At 54.1% G+C, this 21,901-nt stretch carries 23 protein-coding genes and 1 tRNA gene; 6 read left to right on the top strand and 18 right to left on the bottom strand.

Translation table 11 applies throughout. The features are described 5' to 3' along the window. The 7 genes from ahcY to rpsU all read right to left on the bottom strand — a co-directional run bounded on the left by ahcY (window position 1) and on the right by rpsU (window position 7,072). The gene (ahcY, locus tag VXJ35_RS02940) at window positions 1–1,293 is read right to left on the bottom strand and encodes an adenosylhomocysteinase (RefSeq protein ID WP_064020426.1); all 1,293 of its coding nucleotides are present in this window, start codon (window positions 1,291–1,293) and stop codon (window positions 1–3) included. Between the two features lie 19 nt (window positions 1,294–1,312). Further along, entirely contained in the window at window positions 1,313–2,473 is a 1,161-nt protein-coding gene (gene metK / locus VXJ35_RS02935; protein WP_054760103.1) for a methionine adenosyltransferase, read from the bottom strand. 67 nt (window positions 2,474–2,540) lie between these two features. Then, window positions 2,541–2,617, bottom strand: a tRNA-Ile gene (locus tag VXJ35_RS02930). Between the two features lie 35 nt (window positions 2,618–2,652). Beyond that, entirely contained in the window at window positions 2,653–4,464 is a 1,812-nt protein-coding gene (rpoD, locus tag VXJ35_RS02925; RefSeq protein WP_064020425.1) for an RNA polymerase sigma factor RpoD, read from the bottom strand. Window positions 4,465–4,621: 157 nt separating this feature from the next. Further along, a complete protein-coding gene (gene dnaG / locus VXJ35_RS02920) occupies window positions 4,622–6,364 on the bottom strand; it encodes a DNA primase (protein ID WP_064020424.1) in 1,743 nt (580 codons plus the stop codon). Between the two features lie 15 nt (window positions 6,365–6,379). Continuing rightward, a complete protein-coding gene (locus tag VXJ35_RS02915) occupies window positions 6,380–6,829 on the bottom strand; it encodes a GatB/YqeY domain-containing protein (RefSeq protein ID WP_064020423.1) in 450 nt (149 codons plus the stop codon). A gap of 9 nt (window positions 6,830–6,838) precedes the next feature. Next, window positions 6,839–7,072, bottom strand: coding sequence for a 30S ribosomal protein S21 (gene rpsU / locus VXJ35_RS02910; RefSeq protein WP_054760073.1), 234 nt, complete (start codon window positions 7,070–7,072; stop codon window positions 6,839–6,841). Between the two features lie 104 nt (window positions 7,073–7,176). On the opposite strand from rpsU, the gene tsaD reads away from it, so the two are divergent. Next, window positions 7,177–8,187 carry a tRNA (adenosine(37)-N6)-threonylcarbamoyltransferase complex transferase subunit TsaD gene (tsaD, locus tag VXJ35_RS02905; protein WP_064020422.1) on the top strand — a complete coding sequence of 337 codons (1,011 nt, stop codon included), beginning with the start codon at window positions 7,177–7,179 and terminating at the stop codon, window positions 8,185–8,187. Here tsaD and plsY read toward each other — a convergent pair whose 3' ends face one another. Further along, window positions 8,188–8,760 carry a glycerol-3-phosphate 1-O-acyltransferase PlsY gene (gene plsY, locus VXJ35_RS02900; protein ID WP_064020421.1) on the bottom strand — a complete coding sequence of 191 codons (573 nt, stop codon included), beginning with the start codon at window positions 8,758–8,760 and terminating at the stop codon, window positions 8,188–8,190. Between the two features lie 92 nt (window positions 8,761–8,852). On the opposite strand from plsY, the gene folB reads away from it, so the two are divergent. Continuing rightward, entirely contained in the window at window positions 8,853–9,206 is a 354-nt protein-coding gene (gene folB, locus VXJ35_RS02895) for a dihydroneopterin aldolase (RefSeq protein WP_054760079.1), read from the top strand. A gap of 4 nt (window positions 9,207–9,210) precedes the next feature. Beyond that, window positions 9,211–9,705 carry a 2-amino-4-hydroxy-6-hydroxymethyldihydropteridine diphosphokinase gene (gene folK, locus VXJ35_RS02890; protein ID WP_064020420.1) on the top strand — a complete coding sequence of 165 codons (495 nt, stop codon included), beginning with the start codon at window positions 9,211–9,213 and terminating at the stop codon, window positions 9,703–9,705. Between the two features lie 51 nt (window positions 9,706–9,756). On the opposite strand, the gene VXJ35_RS02885 is transcribed toward folK, so the two are convergent. Continuing rightward, a complete protein-coding gene (locus VXJ35_RS02885; protein ID WP_064020419.1) occupies window positions 9,757–10,488 on the bottom strand; it encodes a pteridine reductase in 732 nt (243 codons plus the stop codon). Between the two features lie 12 nt (window positions 10,489–10,500). Continuing rightward, on the bottom strand, window positions 10,501–10,947 hold the full coding sequence (locus VXJ35_RS02880) for a hypothetical protein (protein ID WP_231914836.1): 447 nt from the start codon (window positions 10,945–10,947) through the stop codon (window positions 10,501–10,503). A 27-nt stretch (window positions 10,948–10,974) separates the two neighbouring features. On the opposite strand from VXJ35_RS02880, the gene VXJ35_RS02875 reads away from it, so the two are divergent. Further along, complete coding sequence (locus tag VXJ35_RS02875) at window positions 10,975–11,376, top strand: hypothetical protein (RefSeq protein WP_064020417.1); 402 nt, start codon at window positions 10,975–10,977, stop codon at window positions 11,374–11,376. Between the two features lie 51 nt (window positions 11,377–11,427). Here VXJ35_RS02875 and VXJ35_RS02870 read toward each other — a convergent pair whose 3' ends face one another. The 8 genes from VXJ35_RS02870 to VXJ35_RS02835 form a co-directional block, all read right to left on the bottom strand. Continuing rightward, entirely contained in the window at window positions 11,428–11,694 is a 267-nt protein-coding gene (locus tag VXJ35_RS02870) for a DUF2782 domain-containing protein (RefSeq protein ID WP_310755336.1), read from the bottom strand. A 226-nt stretch (window positions 11,695–11,920) separates the two neighbouring features. Beyond that, window positions 11,921–13,291: a hypothetical protein gene (locus tag VXJ35_RS02865; RefSeq protein WP_064020415.1), complete on the bottom strand. Its 1,371-nt coding sequence runs from the start codon at window positions 13,289–13,291 to the stop codon at window positions 11,921–11,923. A 100-nt stretch (window positions 13,292–13,391) separates the two neighbouring features. After that, entirely contained in the window at window positions 13,392–13,667 is a 276-nt protein-coding gene (locus tag VXJ35_RS02860; protein WP_064023340.1) for a hypothetical protein, read from the bottom strand. Window positions 13,668–13,746: 79 nt separating this feature from the next. Next, window positions 13,747–15,756, bottom strand: coding sequence for a transketolase (gene tkt, locus VXJ35_RS02855; RefSeq protein ID WP_064020414.1), 2,010 nt, complete (start codon window positions 15,754–15,756; stop codon window positions 13,747–13,749). 151 nt (window positions 15,757–15,907) lie between these two features. Then, window positions 15,908–16,555 (bottom strand): 3-hexulose-6-phosphate synthase, encoded by a 648-nt coding sequence (hxlA, locus tag VXJ35_RS02850; protein ID WP_064020413.1) that lies wholly within the window; start codon window positions 16,553–16,555, stop codon window positions 15,908–15,910. Between the two features lie 218 nt (window positions 16,556–16,773). Next, window positions 16,774–17,355, bottom strand: a complete 582-nt coding sequence (locus tag VXJ35_RS02845; RefSeq protein ID WP_064020412.1) for a UbiX family flavin prenyltransferase — start codon at window positions 17,353–17,355, stop codon at window positions 16,774–16,776. 1 nt (window position 17,356) lies between these two features. After that, window positions 17,357–18,304, bottom strand: coding sequence for a prolyl aminopeptidase (pip, locus tag VXJ35_RS02840; protein ID WP_064020411.1), 948 nt, complete (start codon window positions 18,302–18,304; stop codon window positions 17,357–17,359). A gap of 142 nt (window positions 18,305–18,446) precedes the next feature. Then, window positions 18,447–19,364, bottom strand: a complete 918-nt coding sequence (locus VXJ35_RS02835; RefSeq protein ID WP_064020410.1) for a hypothetical protein — start codon at window positions 19,362–19,364, stop codon at window positions 18,447–18,449. Window positions 19,365–19,678: 314 nt separating this feature from the next. On the opposite strand from VXJ35_RS02835, the gene VXJ35_RS02830 reads away from it, so the two are divergent. Both VXJ35_RS02830 and VXJ35_RS02825 read left to right on the top strand, forming a co-directional pair. Next, entirely contained in the window at window positions 19,679–20,779 is a 1,101-nt protein-coding gene (locus VXJ35_RS02830) for an FAD-binding oxidoreductase (protein ID WP_064020409.1), read from the top strand. Window positions 20,780–20,782: 3 nt separating this feature from the next. After that, window positions 20,783–21,826, top strand: coding sequence for a quinone-dependent dihydroorotate dehydrogenase (locus VXJ35_RS02825; protein WP_064020408.1), 1,044 nt, complete (start codon window positions 20,783–20,785; stop codon window positions 21,824–21,826). Window positions 21,827–21,901: the final 75 nt, after the last annotated feature.

Here is a 21,901-nt window from a genome sequence, read left to right as displayed (position 1 = left end):
TTAGTAACGGTAATGTTCCGGCTTGTACGGACCTTCGACCGGCACGTTGATGTAGGCTGCTTGCTCAGCGGACAACTGGGTCAATTTTACGCCGATCTGCGCCAAATGCGAACGCGCTACTTTTTCGTCGAGTTTTTTCGGCAAAATGTAGACTTTGTTTTCGTAAGCCGAGGCATTGTTCCACAACTCGATTTGTGCCAAGACTTGGTTGCAGAACGAGTTGGACATCACGAAGCTAGGATGGCCTGTTGCGCAACCCAGATTCACCAAACGGCCTTCCGCCAGGACGATGATGCGTTTGCCGTCCGGGAAAATCACGTGGTCTACTTGCGGCTTAATGTTTTCCCAGGTGTAGTGGCGCAACGAGGCAATGTCGATTTCGGAATCGAAGTGGCCGATATTGCAGACGATGGCTTGGTCGCGCATGGCTTTCATGTGCTCGTGGGTAATAACGTGAACATTGCCGGTGGCGGTAACGAAAATATTGCCTTGCGCCGCCGCTTCGTCCATCGTTACCACGCGATAGCCTTCCATCGCCGCCTGCAAGGCGCAGATCGGATCGATTTCGGTAACCCAGACAGTAGCGCCCAAACCACGCAGCGATTGTGCGCAACCTTTGCCTACGTCGCCGTAACCGCAGACGATAGCAATTTTGCCGGCCACCATCACGTCTGTCGCGCGTTTGATACCGTCGACCAAGGATTCGCGGCAACCGTACAGGTTATCGAATTTCGATTTGGTCACCGAGTCGTTGACGTTGAATGCCGGCACTTTCAGCGTACCTTTGGCGACGCGTTCGGTCAGGCGCAGAACGCCGGTGGTGGTTTCTTCCGACAAACCTTTGACATCGGCCATCATTTCCGGAAACTTGTCGTGCATCATGTTGGTCAGGTCGCCGCCGTCGTCCAGAATCATGTTCGGCCGCCAGCCGTTAGGTCCCAGAATGGTTTGTTCGATGCACCATTCGGCTTCCGCTTCGGTTTCGCCTTTCCAAGCGAAAACCGGGATGCCTGCCGCCGCAATTGCCGCGGCTGCATGATCCTGGGTCGAGAAGATGTTGCAAGATGACCAACGCACTTCGGCACCCAACGCGGTCAAGGTCTCGATCAACACGGCGGTTTGAATCGTCATATGCAAGCAGCCGGCAATCCGGGCGCCTTTCAACGGCTGTTGCGCGCCGTATTCGGCACGCAGCGCCATCAAACCCGGCATTTCGGTTTCGGCGATTTTAATTTCCTTGCGGCCCCACTCGGCCAAGGCCATATCGGCTACTTTGTAATCGGTTTGAGTCATTTGAGTTTCCTGATCCTAATTAAATACCGGCAGCGTCTTTCAGAGCCTCGGCTTTGTCGGTTTTTTCCCAACTGAAAGTCGCTTCGTTGCGGCCGAAATGACCGTATGCCGCAGTCGGACGGTAAATCGGTTTCAACAAGCCGAGTTGCGCGATCAAACCTTTCGGACGCAGGTCAAAGTGTTCGCGGACAATTTTGACCAAGCGTTCTTCTTCGATTTTGCCGGTACCAAAAGTTTCGATGCTGATCGAGGTTGGCTCGGCAACGCCGATAGCGTAAGAAACCTGAATCTCGCAACGCTCGGCCAGACCCGCGGCCACGATGTTTTTCGCCACGTAGCGCCCCATATAGGCCGCCGAACGGTCGACTTTGGAAGGATCTTTACCGGAGAACGCGCCGCCACCGTGACGAGCCATACCGCCGTAGGTATCGACGATAATTTTACGGCCGGTCAAACCGCAGTCGCCGACGGGACCGCCGATGATGAATTGGCCGGTTGGATTGATGAAATACTTAGTGTCTTTATGCAACCATTCTTTCGGCAGAGTCGGCAGGATGATTTCATCCATTACCGCTTCTTCCAGCAGTTTGCCACCGATTTCCGGCGAGTGCTGAGTCGACAAAACCACAGCATCGATAGCTACCGGTTTGTTGTTTTCGTAACGGAAAGTCACCTGGCTTTTCGCATCGGGACGCAACCAAGGCAGGGTTTTGTTTTTGCGAATTTGCGCTTGGCGCTCGACCAGGCGGTGAGCATAAGTGATCGGAGCAGGCATCAATACGTCAGTTTCGTTGCTGGCATAACCAAACATTAATCCTTGGTCGCCTGCACCCTGTTCGTGGTTTGCGGATTCATCCACACCCATCGCGATGTCGGCGGATTGTTTGCCGATTGCGTTCAATACCGCGCAACTGTTGCCGTCGAAACCGATGTCGCCGGAATCGTAGCCGATTTCGCACACTACTTTTCTGACCAATTCTTCGGTATCGACCCAAGCATTGGTCGTGATTTCGCCGGCCAACACCACCATGCCGGTTTTAACCAGAGTTTCACAAGCTACCCGCGAACGAGGATCTTGGGCTAACAGAGCGTCGACCACGGCGTCGGAAATCTGGTCCGCTACTTTATCCGGATGGCCTTCCGATACGGATTCTGAGGTAAAAAGGTAGTTTTTATTCACGGTTAACACCCTCGTCAAAAGAAAACTTGCGCGTATAAAAAAAGGCCGCGAAACGGCCTGGTATCTATGGTGGGCCCTGTAGGACTTGAACCTACGACCTGCCGATTATGAGTCGGAAGCTCTGACCAACTGAGCTAAGGGCCCGAAATTGCCGGTGCATCTGAGATGCTATCTACGCTTTACTCACCGTCGAGAAAACATCTCAATTGCTCGGAGCGCGACGGATGCCGTAACTTACGCAGCGCTTTGGCCTCGATCTGGCGGATACGTTCTCGGGTAACGTCAAACTGCTTGCCGACCTCTTCCAACGTGTGGTCGGTGTTCATGTTGATGCCGAAGCGCATCCGCAGAACCTTAGCTTCCCGTGCCGTCAATCCCGCCAACACGTTTTGGGTAGACTCGCGCAGACCGGCAATTGTAGCAGATTCGATAGGCGATAGCATCTTCGAATCCTCAATGAAATCGCCAAGATGCGAATCTTCGTCATCGCCGATCGGGGTTTCCATCGAAATCGGTTCCTTAGCAATTTTCAACACTTTACGAATCTTGTCTTCCGGCATCTCCATCCGCTCGGCAAGCTCTTCCGGAGTCGCCTCGCGCCCCAGCTCTTGCAAAATTTGTCTGGACACGCGATTCAGCTTGTTGATGGTTTCGATCATATGCACCGGAATCCGAATGGTACGTGCCTGATCGGCAATCGAGCGCGTGATAGCTTGGCGAATCCACCAAGTGGCATAGGTCGAAAACTTATAGCCGCGACGGTATTCGAATTTGTCGACTGCCTTCATCAAACCGATATTGCCCTCCTGAATCAGATCCAGAAATTGCAAGCCACGGTTGGTGTATTTTTTGGCGATCGAAATAACCAGACGCAAGTTAGCTTCGATCATTTCTTTTTTCGCCCGCCTCGCTTTCGCTTCACCCAGCGAAATATTCCGGCAAATACCTTTCAGCACGGCAATGCTTAAACCATGGCGCGCCTCGATATCCGCCAATCTTTGCTGTGCCGCCTTGATTGTTTCGGCATTCTCGGCCAGCGCATCGGCATAACTGGGGTGGTTGGCGACAAACTGGCCAAGCCAGTCGAAATTAGCCTCGTTTTCGGCAAATGCGTTAATAAAGTCTTTACGCGGAACCTTAGCTTTCTTGACGAAAACATCCAGAATCACACGCTCTTCATCGCGAATCGCCGCCATCAACTCCTCGGAAGTGGATACCATCTTTTTCAGATACTGCGGAGTCCACTTGAATTCGCAAAATATCCCATCCAAAGCGTCAAAAGCCTTTTCGGTTTTATCGTGCCCGTAACCGTGCTTTTTAACGGAAGCGAACGCCGCTTTTAACGCCTTACGGAGGGCATCCACTTTTTGTTTGACTTCTTCGTAATCGACCGTCTTGGACTCTTCCTCAGCTTCTTCGGCGGGCTCTTCGATTTCGATGCCGCTAACATCGACGTCTTCGACCTCAGTAAAATCGGCAAACCCCATCACCAAATCGTTGAGCCGCACGCCGGAGTCGTCGTCTTTCACCGAATCGAAAGCCTCGATAAACGATTCGACAATAAAACCGGATCGAGCAATCGCTCCGACAACCTGCCGCTGCCCTTCTTCGATACGCTTGGCAATTTTCAATTCCTCTTCGCGGGTCAACAACTCTACCGAGCCCATTTCGCGCATGTAGAGCCGCACCGGATCGGTCGTCCGCCCAAACTCGCTGTCGACCGAAGCCAACGCCGCAACTTCCGCAACCTCTTCGTCGTCGTCCGCGGTAACCACCGCATCGGAAGTAATCAGCGAATCGTCGTCATCGGGCGCAACCTCATAAACCTGAATGCCCATATCATTGATCATCCCGATAATATCGTCGATTTGTTCGGGATCGATGATATCGCTGGGCAAATGGTCGTTGACCTCGGCATAAGTCAAATAACCCTGCGCCTTGCCTTTCGCTATCAGTTGTTTTAATTGGGATTGCTGTTGTTCTTGATTCATTCTTTACTCACAATACGTTTTCAGCACCAAGCGCCGCAGAACAGGAAATTATAACGATAAATCCCGACTCGGTCACCTAAAAGCCACTGCCAGCACCATCACCGCCAAGCGGACGCAAGCAACGCTTTTGCCTTTTTAGAAACATCACATTCAAATGCTAAAGCTTATCCCTCAACAATTTCCGTAGCAGCTCTTTTTCCTCGGACTCCAACCCTTCCCGGCCTTCCTTATCAATCAACCGATTCAACATGCGCTCTTTGGCTTGCCGGCAAAGCTGCCGCAACGCCCCGCCAAACTCAGCTTCCTCACCGCCGGCAGGCACATCCAACTCCAACGCCGCCAATGCCTTAACCGTCTTTTCCTGAGAGGAACCCCGGTAGGCTTCCAACAAAATGGCGCTGTTTTCCGGCTTTTCAAGAGCAACGACCCGCAATACATCCTTAAGCATTTCGACACCGGCAAAATCCAGCTCTTCAAGCTCGACGCCCTGCCGCTCGACCAAATCGGCAAGCCCGGGATGCTGCACCAACAAAGCGATAACTTTGCGAGAAAGCGATAGATGCCGCGGAGCCTTGCCGGCTACCAATTCTTTGTGGCCGCCCTTAATTCTAGACCGCTTTTCGACAACATCCACCGCTCCCGGCAACGCGACTAAAGCCTGCAAGCGCGCGAACATCATTTCCCGAAAAAAACCAGCCGGGACTTTATCCAATGCCGGCTTGGCAACGGCCAACATTTGCGCCCGACCCTCGACAGTGGCAATATCGACCCTTGCCCCAATATTTGCAAAAAAGTAATCGGATAAGACCTCGGCGGAGCCGATTCGTTCCAAAAAACTTTCAACTCCCTCCGACCGCAGCAAAGAATCGGGATCCTGCCCTTGCGGCAACAACATGATTCTGATCTGCCTGCCATCACGCAAACAAGGCAACGACGCATCGACCGCCTTCCAGGCAGCTTGGCGTCCGGCATTATCCCCGTCGAAACAAAACACCAACTCGGAAGTAAATCTGAACAGCAAATCGATCTGCGCTTTAGATGTCGCCGTTCCGAGCGCAGCTACCGCATAATCGATACCAAACTGCGCCAGGGCAATCACATCCATATAGCCCTCGACCACCAAGACCCGCGCCGGCTTGGCATTGCGCTGCAACAGCTCGCATAGCCCGTATAACTCCTTACCTTTGAAAAAAACCGGGGTTTCCGGGGAATTCAGATACTTAGGCAGAGAATCATCCAACACCCTGCCACCGAAGCCCACGACACGCTGGCGCTTGTCGCGGATCGGAAACATCAATCGCCCGCGAAACCGGTCATATACTTTGCCGTCATCCTTGGCAACCAATAACCCGGCCTCAATTAGATCTTCGCGATTGAATCGCCCTAAAAGCACATCCCACCGGCCCGGCGCATAGCCCAACTGAAAACTTTTGGCGACGTCGCCGCCGACACCTCTCTTATGCAGATATTCCTGGGCTCGCCTACCCTCCGGACTCGACCGCAACTGCTCAGCATAAAATCCGGCGACATCCGACAATACCCGGTAAAGCCGTACCAAACTTTGCTTATCTACAGCAGGAGCATTGAAACCATCGCCCGCCTCTCTAGGCACTTCTACACCGGCAAAAGCCGCCAAATCCTCGACCGCCTCGACAAAGCCCAAATGATTGAATTCCATCAAAAAACCGATAGCATTGCCGCTGGCGCCACAACCGAAGCAATGATAAATCTGCCGCGTGCGGTTTACGGAAAAACTGGGAGTTTTCTCGGTATGAAACGGGCAGCGCGCAACATAATTGGCGCCTGATTTTTTAAGAGGAACGCGCGAGTCGATTAAATCAACGATATCGACCCGCACCAACAGATCATCGATAAACTGGCGGGGTATCCTGCCGGACATACTACCGACAGAACATTAGGCTATAAAATGAGCCTTGATTCGAGCACTTACGACAGCCATGTCGGCTTTGCCTTGCATTTTCGGCTTCAGCAAAGCCATAACAGCACCCATGTCTTTCAGCGAAGCAGCACCGACCTCGGCAATCGCCTCGGCGACCATGCCATCGATCTCGGCATCGGTGAGTTGCTGCGGCAGAAAATCCTGAATCACCACAATCTCGGCCTCTTCGATATCGGCCAGATCGTGGCGCTCGGCATCGCGGAACTGCTTGATCGACTCGCGGCGCTGCTTAAGCATTTTGTCGAGAACAGAAATAACTCGATCATCGCTCAACTCGATTCGTTCATCAACCTCGACTTGCTTGATCGCAGCCAAGATCATACGAATAACACCGAGCCGAGCCTTGTCGCCGCTTTTCATCGCGGCTTTCATATCTTCCTTGATACGCTCCTTCAACACATCCATTTAACAGCCTTAAACTTGCGGACGGCCGCGGCGCAAATTTTTCAACGCATAACGCTCGCGAGCCAACTTCTTCAAATGACGCTTTACCGCTGCGGCACCTTTACGTTTGCGCTCGGTAGTCGGTTTTTCGTAGAACTCGCGGCGACGGACTTCAGCCAACACGCCAGCCTTTTCACAAGCGCGTTTGAAGCGGCGAATCGCAATGTCGAAATGTTCGTTTTCTTTAACTTTAACTGATGGCATTATCAATAATCCGAATTGTGTTAGTATCTTTTCAAGCTATCGGCGAACCTTGCCCACCGAAAACGGCCGATTATACTCACAAATATCTTTTATTCCAAAAACTAATGTTTGTTCTCGGCATAGAAACCTCTTGCGACGAAACGGCGGTCGCGGTTTACCACGCCAACCGAGGGTTGATTGCCCACACCCTATTCAGCCAGATCGCCACCCACGCCGAATACGGCGGCGTAGTACCGGAACTGGCGTCGCGCGACCATATCCGCAAACTGGTTCCATTAATCAAAACCGTGCTGGCCGCAGCCGACTTGCAAGCCAAGCACATCAACGGTATCGCTTACACGGCCGGCCCAGGCTTAATGGGCTCGCTGCTTGTCGGAGCCGCCACAGCCAGGAGCCTGGCCTGGGCTTGGCAGATACCGGCCATTGCCGTCCACCACATGGAAGGCCATTTGCTGGCGCCCATGCTGGAGGATACTTCGCCAGCATTCCCGTTTGTCGCGCTGTTGATTTCCGGCGGCCACACCATGTTGATCGAAGTACAAGGCATCGGCAACTACCGTTTACTGGGCGAATCGCTGGACGACGCTGCCGGCGAAGCATTCGACAAAACCGCAAAAATGTTAGGCCTCGACTACCCCGGAGGCCCCAAATTAGCGGAACTAGCCAACCAAGGCCACCCCCGCTTCAAATTCCCTCGACCCATGACCGACCGCCCTGGCTTAGATTTTAGTTTCAGCGGCCTTAAAACATTCACCTTGAACGCATTGAACGAAACCGGCCAATCCCCGCAAGACAAAGCCGACATCGCTTTTGCCTTTCAACAGGCGGTTGCCGAGACTTTGACCATCAAATGCCGCCGCGCAATTCAACTGACCGGCATGAAAACCCTGGTTGTTGCCGGCGGCGTCAGCGCCAACCGGGAAATTCGCCGACAACTATCGGCGATGGCCGACAGCGCAAACATTAAGATCTATTTCCCGCGACCGGACTTCTGCACCGACAATGGCGCCATGATCGCTTATGCCGGCGGCCAACGCTTGATGGCCGGACAAACACAAAACCTGGAAATCTTTGCCCGGCCGCGCTGGCCGATGGAACAGCTACCGCAGTTGTGATCAGGACTCCTGACCGGCCAAAAGCCGTTGGATGTTGCTTTTGTGGCGCCAAAGCAAAATCAGGGCTATTAAAGTAAACGTGGCCGTCAAATACGCATCACCGACAATCAGCCAGGTGTAGATCGGAGCCAAGGTCGCGGCCACCAGTGCAGATAACGACGAGATTTTGCCCAACTTATAGACGATAAACCAAGTTCCGGCGACAGCCACGCCCAACAGCCAAGTCACTCCCAACGTCACGCCCAACGAAGTCGCGACACCCTTGCCGCCTTTAAATTGAAAAAATACCGGATACAAATGACCAATGAAAGCGGCAAACACCACCGCGGACAATACCAAGCTATCGACCACCAATGCTTTGGCAACCAACACCGGTAACAAACCTTTTAGCGCATCGCCGACCAGCGTGATCGCCGCAGCTTTTTTGCCGCCGATGCGCATCACATTGGTCGCTCCGGGATTGCCGGAACCATTTTCACGTGGATCGGCCAAGCCCATCATTTTACAGACAATAATCGCACTCGATACCGAACCGGCCAAGTAGGCCACCGGCACCAACAACCAATCCATCATTCAGCCAACCTCACATCAATGCTTGTACAGCGCAGCCATTTACTCGATACTGCGGCAATTTTGTTACGAAATATAATAACCGGAAAGCAACGATGGACATCATCTTTTTAGGCGGCCTCGAAATAGACACCGTGATAGGAATTTACGACTGGGAACGGAAAATCAAACAAAAAGTCATTTTAGATATCGAAATGGGCTGCGACATTCGCAAAGCGGCCGCCAGCGACGACATCGCCCACGCTCTCGACTACAAAACCGTCTCGGACCGGGTAGTGGACTTCGTGGAACGCAGTGAATTTTACTTGGTGGAAACCCTAATCGAGGAAGTCGCCAACATTCTGCTCGGCGAATTCAAAATTCCCTGGATCAAAATCACGCTGAACAAAAAGGGCGCCATCAGCCGGGCGCGCGATGTCGGCATCATCATCGAACGCGGCCAAAGATAGCGCGATGCCCACCGGATATATCAGCATCGGCAGCAACATCGACAAGGAAATCCACATTCCGTCGAGCCTGAATGCGCTGCGCGACTTATTCGGCGAATTAACGGTATCCAGCATCTACGAAAGCGAACCGGTCGGCTTCGTCGGCGACAGCTTTTACAATCTGGTTGTCGGGTTTCACTCCGAACTGCCGGCCAAAAGCGTCGCCAAATTACTCAGACAGGTGGAGTTGGACCACGGCCGCAGCAGGGATAGCCAAAAGTTTTCAGCTAGAACTTTGGATCTGGACTTGATACTTTACGGCGACGAAATTATCAATGACGGCCGCCTGCAAATCCCTAGGGACGAAATCGAGAAATACGCTTTCGTATTACAACCGTTGGCCGAAATAGCACCCAACTTGACGCACCCCATCACCAAAGTTAGCTACGCCGATTTGTGGCAAAAGTTCGACAAACGCGAAATTAGGCAACGAAAACTGGAAAGTTCAGAGCAAGACTAAACTACGCCTGCTCAGCATTCGGCAAATGCGGAAATTAGAAAAACGCCGCCCCTAACGATACAGACTTCGGCCACCGTCGACATTGATCGTTTGCCCGGTGATGTAGCCGGCATCCTCAAGCAGAAATCTCACCGTTTTCGCAATGTCGTCAGCCTCGCCGCAGCGGCGTAACGCCACTTTATCCAGAATCGCAACGCGTTCCGCTTCGGAGCCGCCTTGCTCCGGCCACAAAATGGCACCTGGAGACACGGCATTGACCCGGACGTCCGGCGCCATGTCTTTGGCCAAACAACGCGTCATAGCCAACAACCCGGCTTTGGCAATACTGTAGACGGGGAAACCCGGCAAACCGGCTTCGCCGTGGATATCAGCGATATTTACGATACATCCGCGCCTAGCCCTCAGCGAAGCATATAAAGCTTGCGACAGAAAAAACGGCGCTTTCAAATTGGCGGCGAGAGTCAACTCCCAGTCTTGCTCGGTCACTTGGCCGACCGGTCGCGCATAAAACACGGAAGCACTGTTCACCAAAGCATCCACCCCAGCCCAAGCCGATACAGCGCCCGCCGCCAACCGCTCAATACCGCTCATTCCCTGTAAATCCGCCTTGACCGGAACCGCCGAATCGCTCCGAATCGCATTTAGCGCTTGGCAAAGGGCTAGCGCGTCGGCCTCCGAGTTTTTATAGTGCAACACCACGTTGTAGCCTGCGGCATGTAACATCCTGGAACAAGCGGCTCCGATACGCCGGGCGGCCCCGGTGACAACTACAACTTTAGGCATTGTGCGGACGCACTAATTCGCAGAAATGCTGGCTATCAACTTCTTGCGGATCAAAACACAAGCCAATACGGCACAAACCACCGGGACTTGAGTCAAAACCATTTCCATCACCGAGTGCTTGGCTACCAACTTGGATAATGGCTCCAATACAAAGAACTTGGCCAGCCACCACGTCAACCAATAACCGACCAGACCGATAATCGACCAATTGATCAAAGGCGCATTCTGGTTTTTGGCCGTCATATAGAACCAAACCAAGGTTAAAATTCCGAATAGCTTCGCTAAAAAATACATACCCCGCCCTTCCTTTTTATTTATTGTTATGAAAACGGACCGCAACCCGCAAATTCCAATGTAATCAATTTGTAGCGAAACATCAATCGCGCAATCTGGGCCGCTAACGACACCCCGAACTTCAAACTTCCCGACCCCGGCCCTATAATCGATGGCGCTGGGCAATAATAATTATCAAAACACGGGGGAACCATGCAAACTTCAAAAATTCTCGCGGCACTGCTGGCTCTCGGGTTTAACTACCCGAGCTGGAGCCAATCGACAGGACATATCGGCCACGGCGGAAACGCCAGCGAATCCGGCTGCATCCGCGCCAAAGTCAGCCGGATCAAACCCGAGCATTTGTCCACTGTGACGCCCGGAACGGAATTTTCATTTGCCGCGTCCGGCAGCAACGGCCCCGGCCACATTCATGTCAGCATCAAACAACAGCCGATACCGATAACGGTGGAAGATAAAGACACGTTTTACCTGGTTAAAGGCAAATTACCCGCCGACATTAAGAATGCCACAGTACGGGTATCGGTCACTTTGAAAGCAAAATTCGAAAAGTGCAGCGCCGAAGAAGGCTGGCTGCTCAAGGTTTCGGAATAGCAACGCTCGGCGCCCGTCCGCAGGAAGGTCGCACCAGGGGCGCCGTAATCGTCAAGGCCAATCCCACTCGAACAAGGTCCATTTATTGATATTGGTGTTTTCGTCCAAGTCGTTCTTCTTCACGTCCAGCTCGCCGTCGCCGTTGGTATCGAGCATATAGTAGGGCGGTCCGACCTGAGGCTGAATCTTGACCATATACAGTTTGCCGTTGCGGCGAAATTCCTGGATCGTATCCTTGCCTTTACGGATGATCGTGATATCCGGCTCCATCTCCTCGCCCGATTGCACCGGGGCCGGCAAATCCGGTGGCTCAGGCACTGGAGCCGGTTCGTCCGGAGCAGCCTGAGCCGCAGCTAGGGGAGCAAATACAAGCGGAAGGCAGCGAATCAAGAGGCGCATCGGAATCTCTGAAGCTAATTACGGCAGGCAATAATAATACAGTTTTCGCTTGCTGTATCGGCCGCGCCCTTTACCGGACAGAAACCCTAGAGACAAAAAAGCCGGCATCCCTTACGAGATGCCGGCTTAATCGCAGTACAAACAGCTAAGCTTGATTACGCAAATACTTTTCGACGCCGGTCGTCCTGGCGAACGGGGCTTCGCCGTCACTCAAAGCCTGCCGCGCAACATACTTGGCCACACCGGAAACAGCCGCGGATTCGACTTGCCGGACGTCTTGCTTGGCCATATATTTGGCCACGCCTGTCACTTCGCCGGCCGCCTTTTCCTCAGCCTCGTGTTTGGCCACGTATTTGGCTACCGAGCTGAGCGGCTGGACCGGATTGACAACCAAGCGTTGCTTCGCAACATATTTGGCGACTCCGGTAGGAGTCGGCATTTGCTTGGCGGCAATCGCCTGTTTTACCAAGTAACGCGCCACACCGGTCAATGGCTCGGCCTGGCTTTGCAATTGTACTTGGCGGGCTAAATATTTAGCCACACCGGTCGGCTTGGGCGCACTATCCTGGGCGGCGGCCTGCCGCGCCAGGTAGCGATCGACCGCCGAGCCTTCGACCGCCACCTCGGCATCAGCAATCAAATCTTCAGCTTGCGGCTGGCTCCTCAGGGCCTCAGCCTTCTCGGCTTGTAATTTCGCTTCGGCTTCAACGTAGCGTGCAACCAACGCCGCCGCCGCGGCTTTCTTTGCAGCCAGCGCTTGTTCGGCAAGAAATTTGGCTACGCCGGTTGCCGGCTCTTGCGCTTTCAGCAGACGTTCCTGGCGGATCAAATATTTCTCGACTCCGGTAATGACCGGCGCATCCTTGATTACCAAAGCTTGCTTGGCCAGATATTTACTGACCGAAGTTGCCAAAGGCGCGTCTTTTGCCGCAAGCCCCTTTTTCAACACATACTTGGCTACCCCGGTCACTGCAGGCTGCTGCGCCATATTCTGGCGAATAACGTACTTGGCCACCCCTGTCACACCCGGCTCTTCACGGTCATGCCTGGTGACGTACTTGGATACGCCAGTTACCGGCGCAGCCTTGGCTTGTATCGATTCTTTGATTAAGTATTTGGTAACGCGGGTTACCGGATTATCCGCCTGCTGGCTGAGATATTTCTCGACGCCGGTCGGCGCTGGAGCGGGCTCGCTCTCGACTTCCACAGCCACTGCTTCTAATTCTTCTTCGACTTCTTCGGCAACCGACTCGACCTCAACTTCTTCAGCGGCAGGCTGCACTACTTGTTCGGCCTGGCGCTGCATAGCCAGATACTTCGCCACCCCGGTCAATGGCTCGCCGTTTTCGTCCAGCTCCGGCTTCGGCGGCTCGAGTTTTTGTAAATAACGAGCGACGCCGGTCAGTTGGCCATCGCCAGTGGCGACGCTCGAATCAGCATCCAGCCAGCTACCGTCATCTGTTGGTTTGTCGAATAAAAAGCCGAATAGGCTATTCATCAAACTGCTTGTTGTCATTTGAGAATACTCCTGAATGTAATAATTTTTATATGTTGCGGCCTACACACCAACAGCGGCGACCCACTACCGAGAGAGTGCCACAAAACCGTTCGCCACGTTACGAACCAGAACCGCTGTAGACAACCTTAGGCTGAAAATTGGCGGCCGGATATTTCGGATCGGCCTCAGCCTGTTGTTGCTGGTTAACGCATGGCGTTGCTACGTTTGCGGTTGCTGCGGCGCTCGCCGGTGCCGGGGCAACCTCGACGATAGAAGGATCACGGTAGACAACTTTTGGCTGAAAATCTGCCGCCGGGTAATCAACCGCCCATACGGACGGCACGGCGAACATTGATACAACAAAAGCTACAGCAGCGAGTTTAATGTCTTTCATATTCCCCACCTTACTTTACCATTCGAACTAAACCCTTGCCGGCAAACCGGCAAGGGCGCGTGTTTTACAACCTCTTAGTTTAAAGCACTGCTTCGACGTTAGCGACGACATTGTCCACGGTGAAGCCAAACTCTTTGAAGAGTTGGCCGGCCGGGGCCGATTCGCCGAAACGGTCCAAGCCCACGACGCGGCCTTGGCTGCCGGCATATTTCCACCAACTGTCGGTGACCCCGGCTTCGACGACGACGCGTTTGGTCACACTTGGCGGCAGGACGCTGTCTTTGTAGGCTTGATCCTGCGCTTCGAACACGTTGGTCGACGGCATGGACACTACGCGGATGTTTTTGCCTTTGGCTTTCAACGCTTCGGCCGCTTTCACCGCCAGTTCGACTTCGGAGCCGGTAGCGATGATGATGGCGTCCGGGTTGCCTTCGCCGCTCAGAACGTAGCCGCCTTTGCCGATGGCGTCGATCTGGGCTTGGCTGCGCGCCATGTGCGGCAGGTTTTGCCGGGAGAAGATCAGGGTGCTCGGGCCGTCGGTGCGTTCGATCGCGGCTTTCCAGCTGACGGCAGACTCGACCGCGTCGCAGGGGCGCCAGACGTGCATGTTGGGTATCATGCGCAGGGTGGCGGTTTGTTCGACCGGTTGGTGGGTCGGGCCGTCTTCGCCCAGGCCGATGGAGTCGTGGGTGTAGACGAAGATGGTCGGCGCTTTCATCAGGGCGGCCATGCGCAGGGCGTTACGGGCGTATTCCGAGAACATCAGGAAGGTGGCGCCGTAGGCTTTGAAGCCGCCGTGCAGGGTGATGCCGTTCATGATGGCGCTCATGCCGAATTCGCGTACGCCGTAGTAGACGTAGTTGCCGTCGTGGCCGGTCGCATTGATGTCTTTGCAGCCTTTCCACAGGGTCAGGTTGGAGCCGGCCAGGTCGGCGGAGCCGCCCATCAGTTCCGGCAGCAACGGGCCGAAGCCGTTCAGGGTGTTTTGCGAGGCTTTGCGGCTGGCAATGGTTTCGGCTTTGGCGTTGACGTCGGCGATGAAGGCGTTGGCTTTTTCGGCCCAGTCGGCAGGCAGTTTACCGGCCATGCGGCGTTCGAATTCGGCGGCCAGTTCCGGATGCGCGGCTTTATAAGCGGCGAATTTGTCGTTCCAGGCGCTTTCCAAACGGTCGCCCTTGGCTTTGGCGTCCCAACCGGCGTAGATGTCGGCCGGAATTTCGAATGGCGCATGCGACCAGCCCAAGTTTTCGCGGGTGGCGGCGACTTCGGCTTCACCCAGGGCGGCGCCGTGGCATTCTTCTTTGCCTTGTTTGTTCGGCGAGCCGAAACCGATGGTGGTTTGGCAGCAGATGATGCTCGGTCTGTCGGTGACTTTTTTGGCTTCTTCGATGGCTTTTTTCACCGCGTCGGCGTTGTGGCCGTCGACTTTGGGGATGACGTGCCAGCCGTAGGCTTCGAAGCGTTTCGGGGTATCGTCCAGGAACCAGCCGGTAACGTTGCCGTGACCGCGGACTTCGCCGTCGATGGAGATGTTGTTGTCGTCGTAGAAGGCGATCAGTTTGCCCAGTTTCATCGAGCCGGCCAGCGAGCAGGCTTCGTGGGAGATACCTTCCATCAAGCAGCCGTCACCCAGGAATACGTAGGTGTGGTGGTCGACGATGTCGTGGCCTGGGCGGTTGAATTGGCCGGCCAGGGCACGTTCGGCAATGGCGAAACCGACGGCATTGGTGATGCCTTGGCCCAGCGGGCCGGTGGTGGTTTCGACGCCGTCGGTGTAGCCGTATTCCGGATGGCCCGGGGTTTTCGAGTGCAGTTGACGGAACTGTTTCAGTTCGTCGATCGGCAGGTTGTAGCCCGACAGGTGCAACAACGAGTAAATCAGCATGGAGCCGTGGCCGTTGGACAGCACGAAGCGGTCGCGGTTGGCCCATTTCGGGTTGTTCGGGTTGTGGTTCAGAAAATCGTTCCACAGTACTTCGGCGATATCGGCCATCCCCATCGGGGCTCCAGGGTGTCCTGAATTGGCTTTCTGTACCGCGTCCATGCTAAGTGCGCGGATGGCGTTCGCTAAGTCTCGACGCGAAGGCATGTTGGTCTCCTAATTGAATCTTTGAATTGATGCTAGCAGACCCTTGATCGGGGCCACGCTAAAAAACTGGGGATATAACAAACAAAAGGACGAGTGGCGCGAACCACCCGTCCTCAGTATTTCCTAGAAACTAGGCGTTGCCAACGTTGGCTTATGCAGCTGCAGCGTCAACCAGTTCGCGAATTTCGCGAGCAGCGGTTGCAGGGCATGGCGCACCGTAGATAGCCGCACCGACGACGATGATGTTCGCACCGGCTTTGACGGTTTGGTCAATCGTGGCTGGTTTGATACCGCCGGCAACGGAAACGCGAACGTTCAGACCCAAAGAAGTAACTTCGTTCAAATCTCCGAACGGAGTTTGGCCAGCCGCTTGCGCGTCCAGACCGGTGTGAACGCCCATGATTTGCGCGCCCAATTTAGCGGATTCGCGTGCGCACTCGGCTTTGTTAGGCACGTTGATCAGGTCGACTTGGACTTCGGCAGCGTGTTTTTTCGCTGCTTTGATTACGCCGCCAATGGTGGCCAGGCCGGATACGCCCAGTACGGTGCAAATGTCTGCGCCGGCCGCATAGAACGCGCCTGCTTCGTATTCGCCGGCGTCCATGGTTTTCAGGTCGACCAACAACAATTTGTCTGGGTAACGGTTTCTCAGTTCTTTCACCAAGTTAATACCGTTATATTTGATGCAAGGGGTACCGATTTCAAAGATGTCGACGTAAGGCGCTACTTTATCTGCCAAAGCTACGGTTTGGTCGAAATCCAAAGAGTCCAACGCCATTTGAATTAATGGTCTTGCCATATTTATGTGCTCCGATTGTTGTAGTTACAGTTATTGTTTTTAAGACCCACCCCTACCGTAAACCTCTCTTTTGTCGCCAAATCGAGAGCGCCGCAAGCCTTTGTCAGTGGGCGGTTAAAGCGAGTGGGGCAACTCTAAATCAGAACGTGGCGCCCTGTCAATTGAAGAGCAGCTATTTCCGGGCGAAAAACCTTAATCCGGCGCGGGATAGACGGCATTCAGCCGCCCAGACCGGTCCAAGGCTTGTATAAGCCGCACGCATCGACGCCAAACATTTCCAGGATGCGACCCACCCCTTCATCCACCATTGCGCGCAACGAATCGCTCTTGTTGTAGAAGGCCGGCATTGGCGGAAAGATAATACCGCCCATTTCAGTCACCGCAGCCATGTTGCGGATATGCGCCAGATTCAACGGCGTCTCCCGCGGCACCAACACTGTTTTCCGCCGCTCCTTGAGCGCCACGTCCGCCGCCCGGGAAATCAAATTGTCTCCGAATCCGTGAGCTACGGCGGCTAGAGTCTTCATCGAGCAAGGCGCAATCACCACGCCTTCGGTTTTGAACGATCCACTGGCGATACACGATGCGATGTCGTTGATGCCGTGGGTAAAATCGGCCATTCGGTATAGTTCGGCCCGGTCCATATCCAATTCGTACTTCAGATTGACCAAACCCGCGGACGAGATAACCAAATGAGTCTCCCAGCCGCCGCGTGCGCGCAAGATTTCCAACATCCGCACACCGTAAATCGCACCGGTAGCCCCCGTCATGCCGATCACAATCCGCCTGATATCCGCCATATTAAGCCAAAACCGCTGCCATTTCATCGCTAGCCGACACCAAGGCATCGATCATTTCATCGCCGCGGGCAATATGGCCGGCATTGGGCAAAACCCGAAAATGCGCTTGCGGCAACGCCCGATGCAACCGCCAACCCGATTCGATAGGGCACGTCAAATCGTTACGGCCGTGGATTATGATCGCTGGAATTCGGCCTAGACCGGCACAATCGGCCAACACCTGATTTTCGGAGATAAAATAATCATGGGCGGCATAGTGCAACTCCATCTTGACTTGGCGCAGCATTTTTTCGCTAACCGCTTCCAGACTTTCTTGGTAATCGTTGCCTAGCGCCACTTGCCCACTCCATGCCTGCCATAGTCCTACCGCACGCTTTGCCACCTCCATATCGGCATTAAATACCGCTTCGCAGAAGCGCTCCAGCATGGTACCGCCCGGCAAATCCGGTAGATTATCCTGCAACTTCTGCCACAATTCCGGATAGATCCGGCTCACGCCATTTACACTGAGAAACCAGTCCATATCGAGGCGCCGGGCCAGGAAAACCCCGCGTAGAATCATAGCCGACACTCGTTCCGGATACCGCTGGGCGTAAAGCAAGGCCAAGGCTCCGCCCCAGGAGCCGCCGAACAACAGCCACTGGCGGATACCCAAGCGCTCGCGAATACGCTCCATATCGGCCAGCAAATCTTGTGTCGTGTTACCCGACAACTCTCCGAACGGCTCCGACAGCCCGCATCCGCGCTGGTCCATCAAAATGATGTGGTAACACTTGGGATCGAAGAAACGCCGATGGTCGGGCTTGGTGCCGGAACAGGGACCGCCGTGCAAAAATATCGCCGGAATCCCGGCCGGATTGCCGGATTGCTCGACATAGACGCGATGGTCGCTGCCGGTTTCCAGAAAAAAGGTATGGAATGGGGTGATTTCGGGATAAAGAGACTTCATTGCCTTCTTAAATAGATGCGACTGGACAAGCACGACCTCATCAGCAGTGCCGGGGCGCGGCAGTATAGCAAAGTCTTTACGGCATAAAAAAAGGGAAGGCTGAGCCTTCCCTTTTTGCGATCAAGCAAATTTGCTTGAGAATTTAGAATTTGAAACCTACAGAACCGCCGGCGCTGAAACCATCGGTCTCTGTGCCATCGATTTTGCTGGTTGAATAGTGGTAGCGCACGTCGGAACCCAGAACGATACCTCTGAACAATTCGTATTCCAAACCACCGCCGAACTGCATACCTGAATTGAGAACGGAAACCGCACGCGAAGGAACACCCAGGATGTTCAACTCCAGACCCACCGGAATGATCCACGGACGCAATTTGCTGCCGTGCATGAATTTGATTTTAGGAGAGGCATTGATGCGCAAACGATTGTCAGTTGAGGTTCCCGGATTTACCGCCGTGCCAGCCACTCCCGTTAAAGCCTGAGCATAGGTACCTGTCAAATTGTTTGTACCCGTACCAAATTCGGAATACTCAACACCCAACTCGATTCCAAATGATGTGTCATCCATCAAACCGAACAAATCGTTGTTAACGTTGAAATCGAAAGCACCACCAAAGTAGAAGCCGTCTGCGTTTCCGTTATCAGACAACAAATCAGAACCGCTTAAGATAGCTCCCGGCTGGTTAGCGCCTGCTTTTCTGGATTGATCCAGACGAGTCCAACCGCCGCGCACCGCAACCAAGTTGTCTTTAGCGCCGGAAGCGGCCGGAGCAGCTTTAACAGAAGCCATCCACTGGTCCAGCTCTTGAATTTTGGCGGTTTCGGTAGTGTCTTTCGCAGCGGCAGATTTGACGCGGCTCAACTCGGCTTGCATCTGCTGCATCATGCTGTTCATTTGTTCCATTTGCGCTTCCAACGCTTCAGCCTTTCTGGCGGCGGCGTCGGCAACGCGCTCGGCTTTGTTGTCAGCTGCTTGGGCTTGCGGGGCAACCATCGCTCCAGCCATTGTCAAAGTCGCTGCGGCAACGCCCAGCGCTAGTTTGGTTTTAGTAAAACTCATTGTTGTTCCCCCCCAAGGGTTGTTATTGTTAAGACTGAATTGGCTTTATAGCAACACAGGATTTCTTCACGCGGGCAATAATAGCAGCAAAATACCAGCCATACAAGTTTTGAGCTTATTTTTTCACTCAAAAAAAATACATTAATTTCAAATGGATATAGAAAACTTGTAATCCAAAATCAAAAATTGTCAAAAATAAACAACATTCTTTTGCTTTTTAACACAGACAACACAAACACCTCAAGCCTACCGAGCACCGCGGCTTCGTGGTACCTTAAAAAGGCAACCATAGCCCGACATTCCTCCTATTCCGCATGACCCACCACCTTGACATTTTGATCATCGGCGCCGGCATTAGCGGCCAACTTGCCGCCCGCGAATTCCACAACGCCGGACGCGAAGCCGCAATCATCGACAAATCCGGGCCCGGTCTGGAATCTTCCTGGGCCGGCGGCGGCATATTGCTGCCGATTTATCCGTGGCGACAGGCTCCGGCCATTTCCGAGCTGGCGATACAGAGCCTGAAACTGTATCCGGAATTGAGCGCGGAACTGCTGGAAAGGACCGGAATCGACCCGGAATGGCAACCATGCGGCATGTTGATTTGCAAAACCCCAGACCTTGAAGCCGCGATAGATTGGTGCGGACACTACAAGGTGGCATGCCAAACCACCATCCCCGCCGAACTGACCTCAGCGCTCACGACCCGATTCGAGCGGCCGATCTGGCTGCCCGGCATAGCCCAGGCCCGCAATCCGCGCCTGTTGAAATCCCTATCCGCACACCTGTCCCAACTCGGCACTCAATTCATCAACGATACCGAAATCGAGCAAATCGACATCGTCAATCGCCGCATCGCCGGAGTAAAAACCAGACACGGCCGATTTGCCGTGAACGAATTGGTCGTCAGCACCGGCGCCTGGACAAGCGAATTTTTAAACAATTTATTGCCGGATTGGCCGGTCGACATCGACATTAAACCGGTCCGCGGCCAAATGCTGCTCTTCGACGCCAAACCGGACACGCTGCAATTTATGGCACTGGACGGCGACCAGTATTTGATTCCGCGCCGCGACGGCAAAATTCTGGCCGGCAGCACAGTCGAACAGGCCGGTTTCAGCAAAACCACTACGGAACAGGCCCGCGACCAGCTCTACCGGTTTGCCACGCAACTGCTGCCAACCCTGAAAGATTACCCGGTCAGCCACCATTGGGCCGGTCTCCGCCCCGGCAGCCCGCAGGGCATCCCCTACATCGGCCGCCATCCGGACCTCGAAAATCTTTATATCAACGCCGGCCACTTCCGTAACGGCTTGGTCATGGGTCCGGCAGCGGCGCAATTGCTGGCCGACTTGGTATTGCAACGCCCAACCCACGTCGATCCAACTCCTTATTCGCCGAATCGAACACGCTAAATCATGAATTTTTATCCCGCAATCCGCCCTTTACTCTTTTCTCTCGATCCGGAAACAGCGCATCACGTGACGCTGGACTTGTTAAAGCTGGCGCATTTGAGCGGCCTGTCGAATTTGATCAAAGCCCATTCGGAAAGCCGGGCGGTTGAGGTCATGGGCTTGAAGTTCGAGAATCCGCTGGGCCTGGCCGCCGGCTTGGATAAAAACGGCGATTACATCGATGCACTCGCGGCATTAGGCTTCGGCTTCATCGAAATCGGCACGGTAACCCCTAGGCCACAACCCGGAAATCCCAAACCGCGCCTGTTTCGCTTACCGGAATACCAAGCCATCATCAATCGGATGGGTTTCAACAACCTGGGCATAGACCACCTGCTGGAACAAGCCGGCAAGCGGCGCCACACAGGTATTCTGGGCATCAATATCGGCAAAAATGCCGATACGCCGCTGGAGCAGGCAACCGAAGATTACCTGATTGGCTTACGCAAGAGTTACGCCGCCGCCAGCTATATTACGATCAATATCTCCTCGCCGAATACGAAAAATCTACGCCAGTTACAACAAGGCGACGAAATCAAGCGTCTGCTGGAAGCGCTGAAAAACGAGCAACGCCTGTTGCACGCCCAACACGGCAAATACACGCCGATTGCGGTGAAAATCGCACCCGATCTGAACGATGCCGAAATCCGGCACATCGCCAGCCTGTTGTTGGATTTCGACATTGATGGCGTCATCGCGACCAACACCACGATCGCACGCGACAAAATCCAAGGCCACATTCACGCCGAACAAAGCGGCGGCTTGAGCGGCGCGCCGGTCAAGGATGCCGCAACTAACGTGGTGAAGGGCCTGGCCGATGCACTGCAAAACCGTATCCCGATTATCGCCGCCGGCGGCATTCTCTGCACCGCAGACGCCGAAGAGAAATTCGATGCCGGAGCCAGCTTGATCCAAATATATAGCGGCTTGATTTACCGAGGACCGAAATTAATCGAAGAGATTTTGGATTCGCTGCCGCCCCGATCCGACGGCGACCAATCCCTTTAGCCTGCTAATCGACCCAACCGGCGAACCGTCGACCGTTTTTACAAACTCGCTTTGGACACCAAGCCAAAAACCAGA

This window comes from Methylomonas sp. DH-1, assembly GCF_046097555.1.
Lineage (GTDB): Bacteria > Pseudomonadota > Gammaproteobacteria > Methylococcales > Methylomonadaceae > Methylomonas > Methylomonas koyamae.
This window is presented reverse-complemented; position numbering and strand designations above follow the sequence as displayed.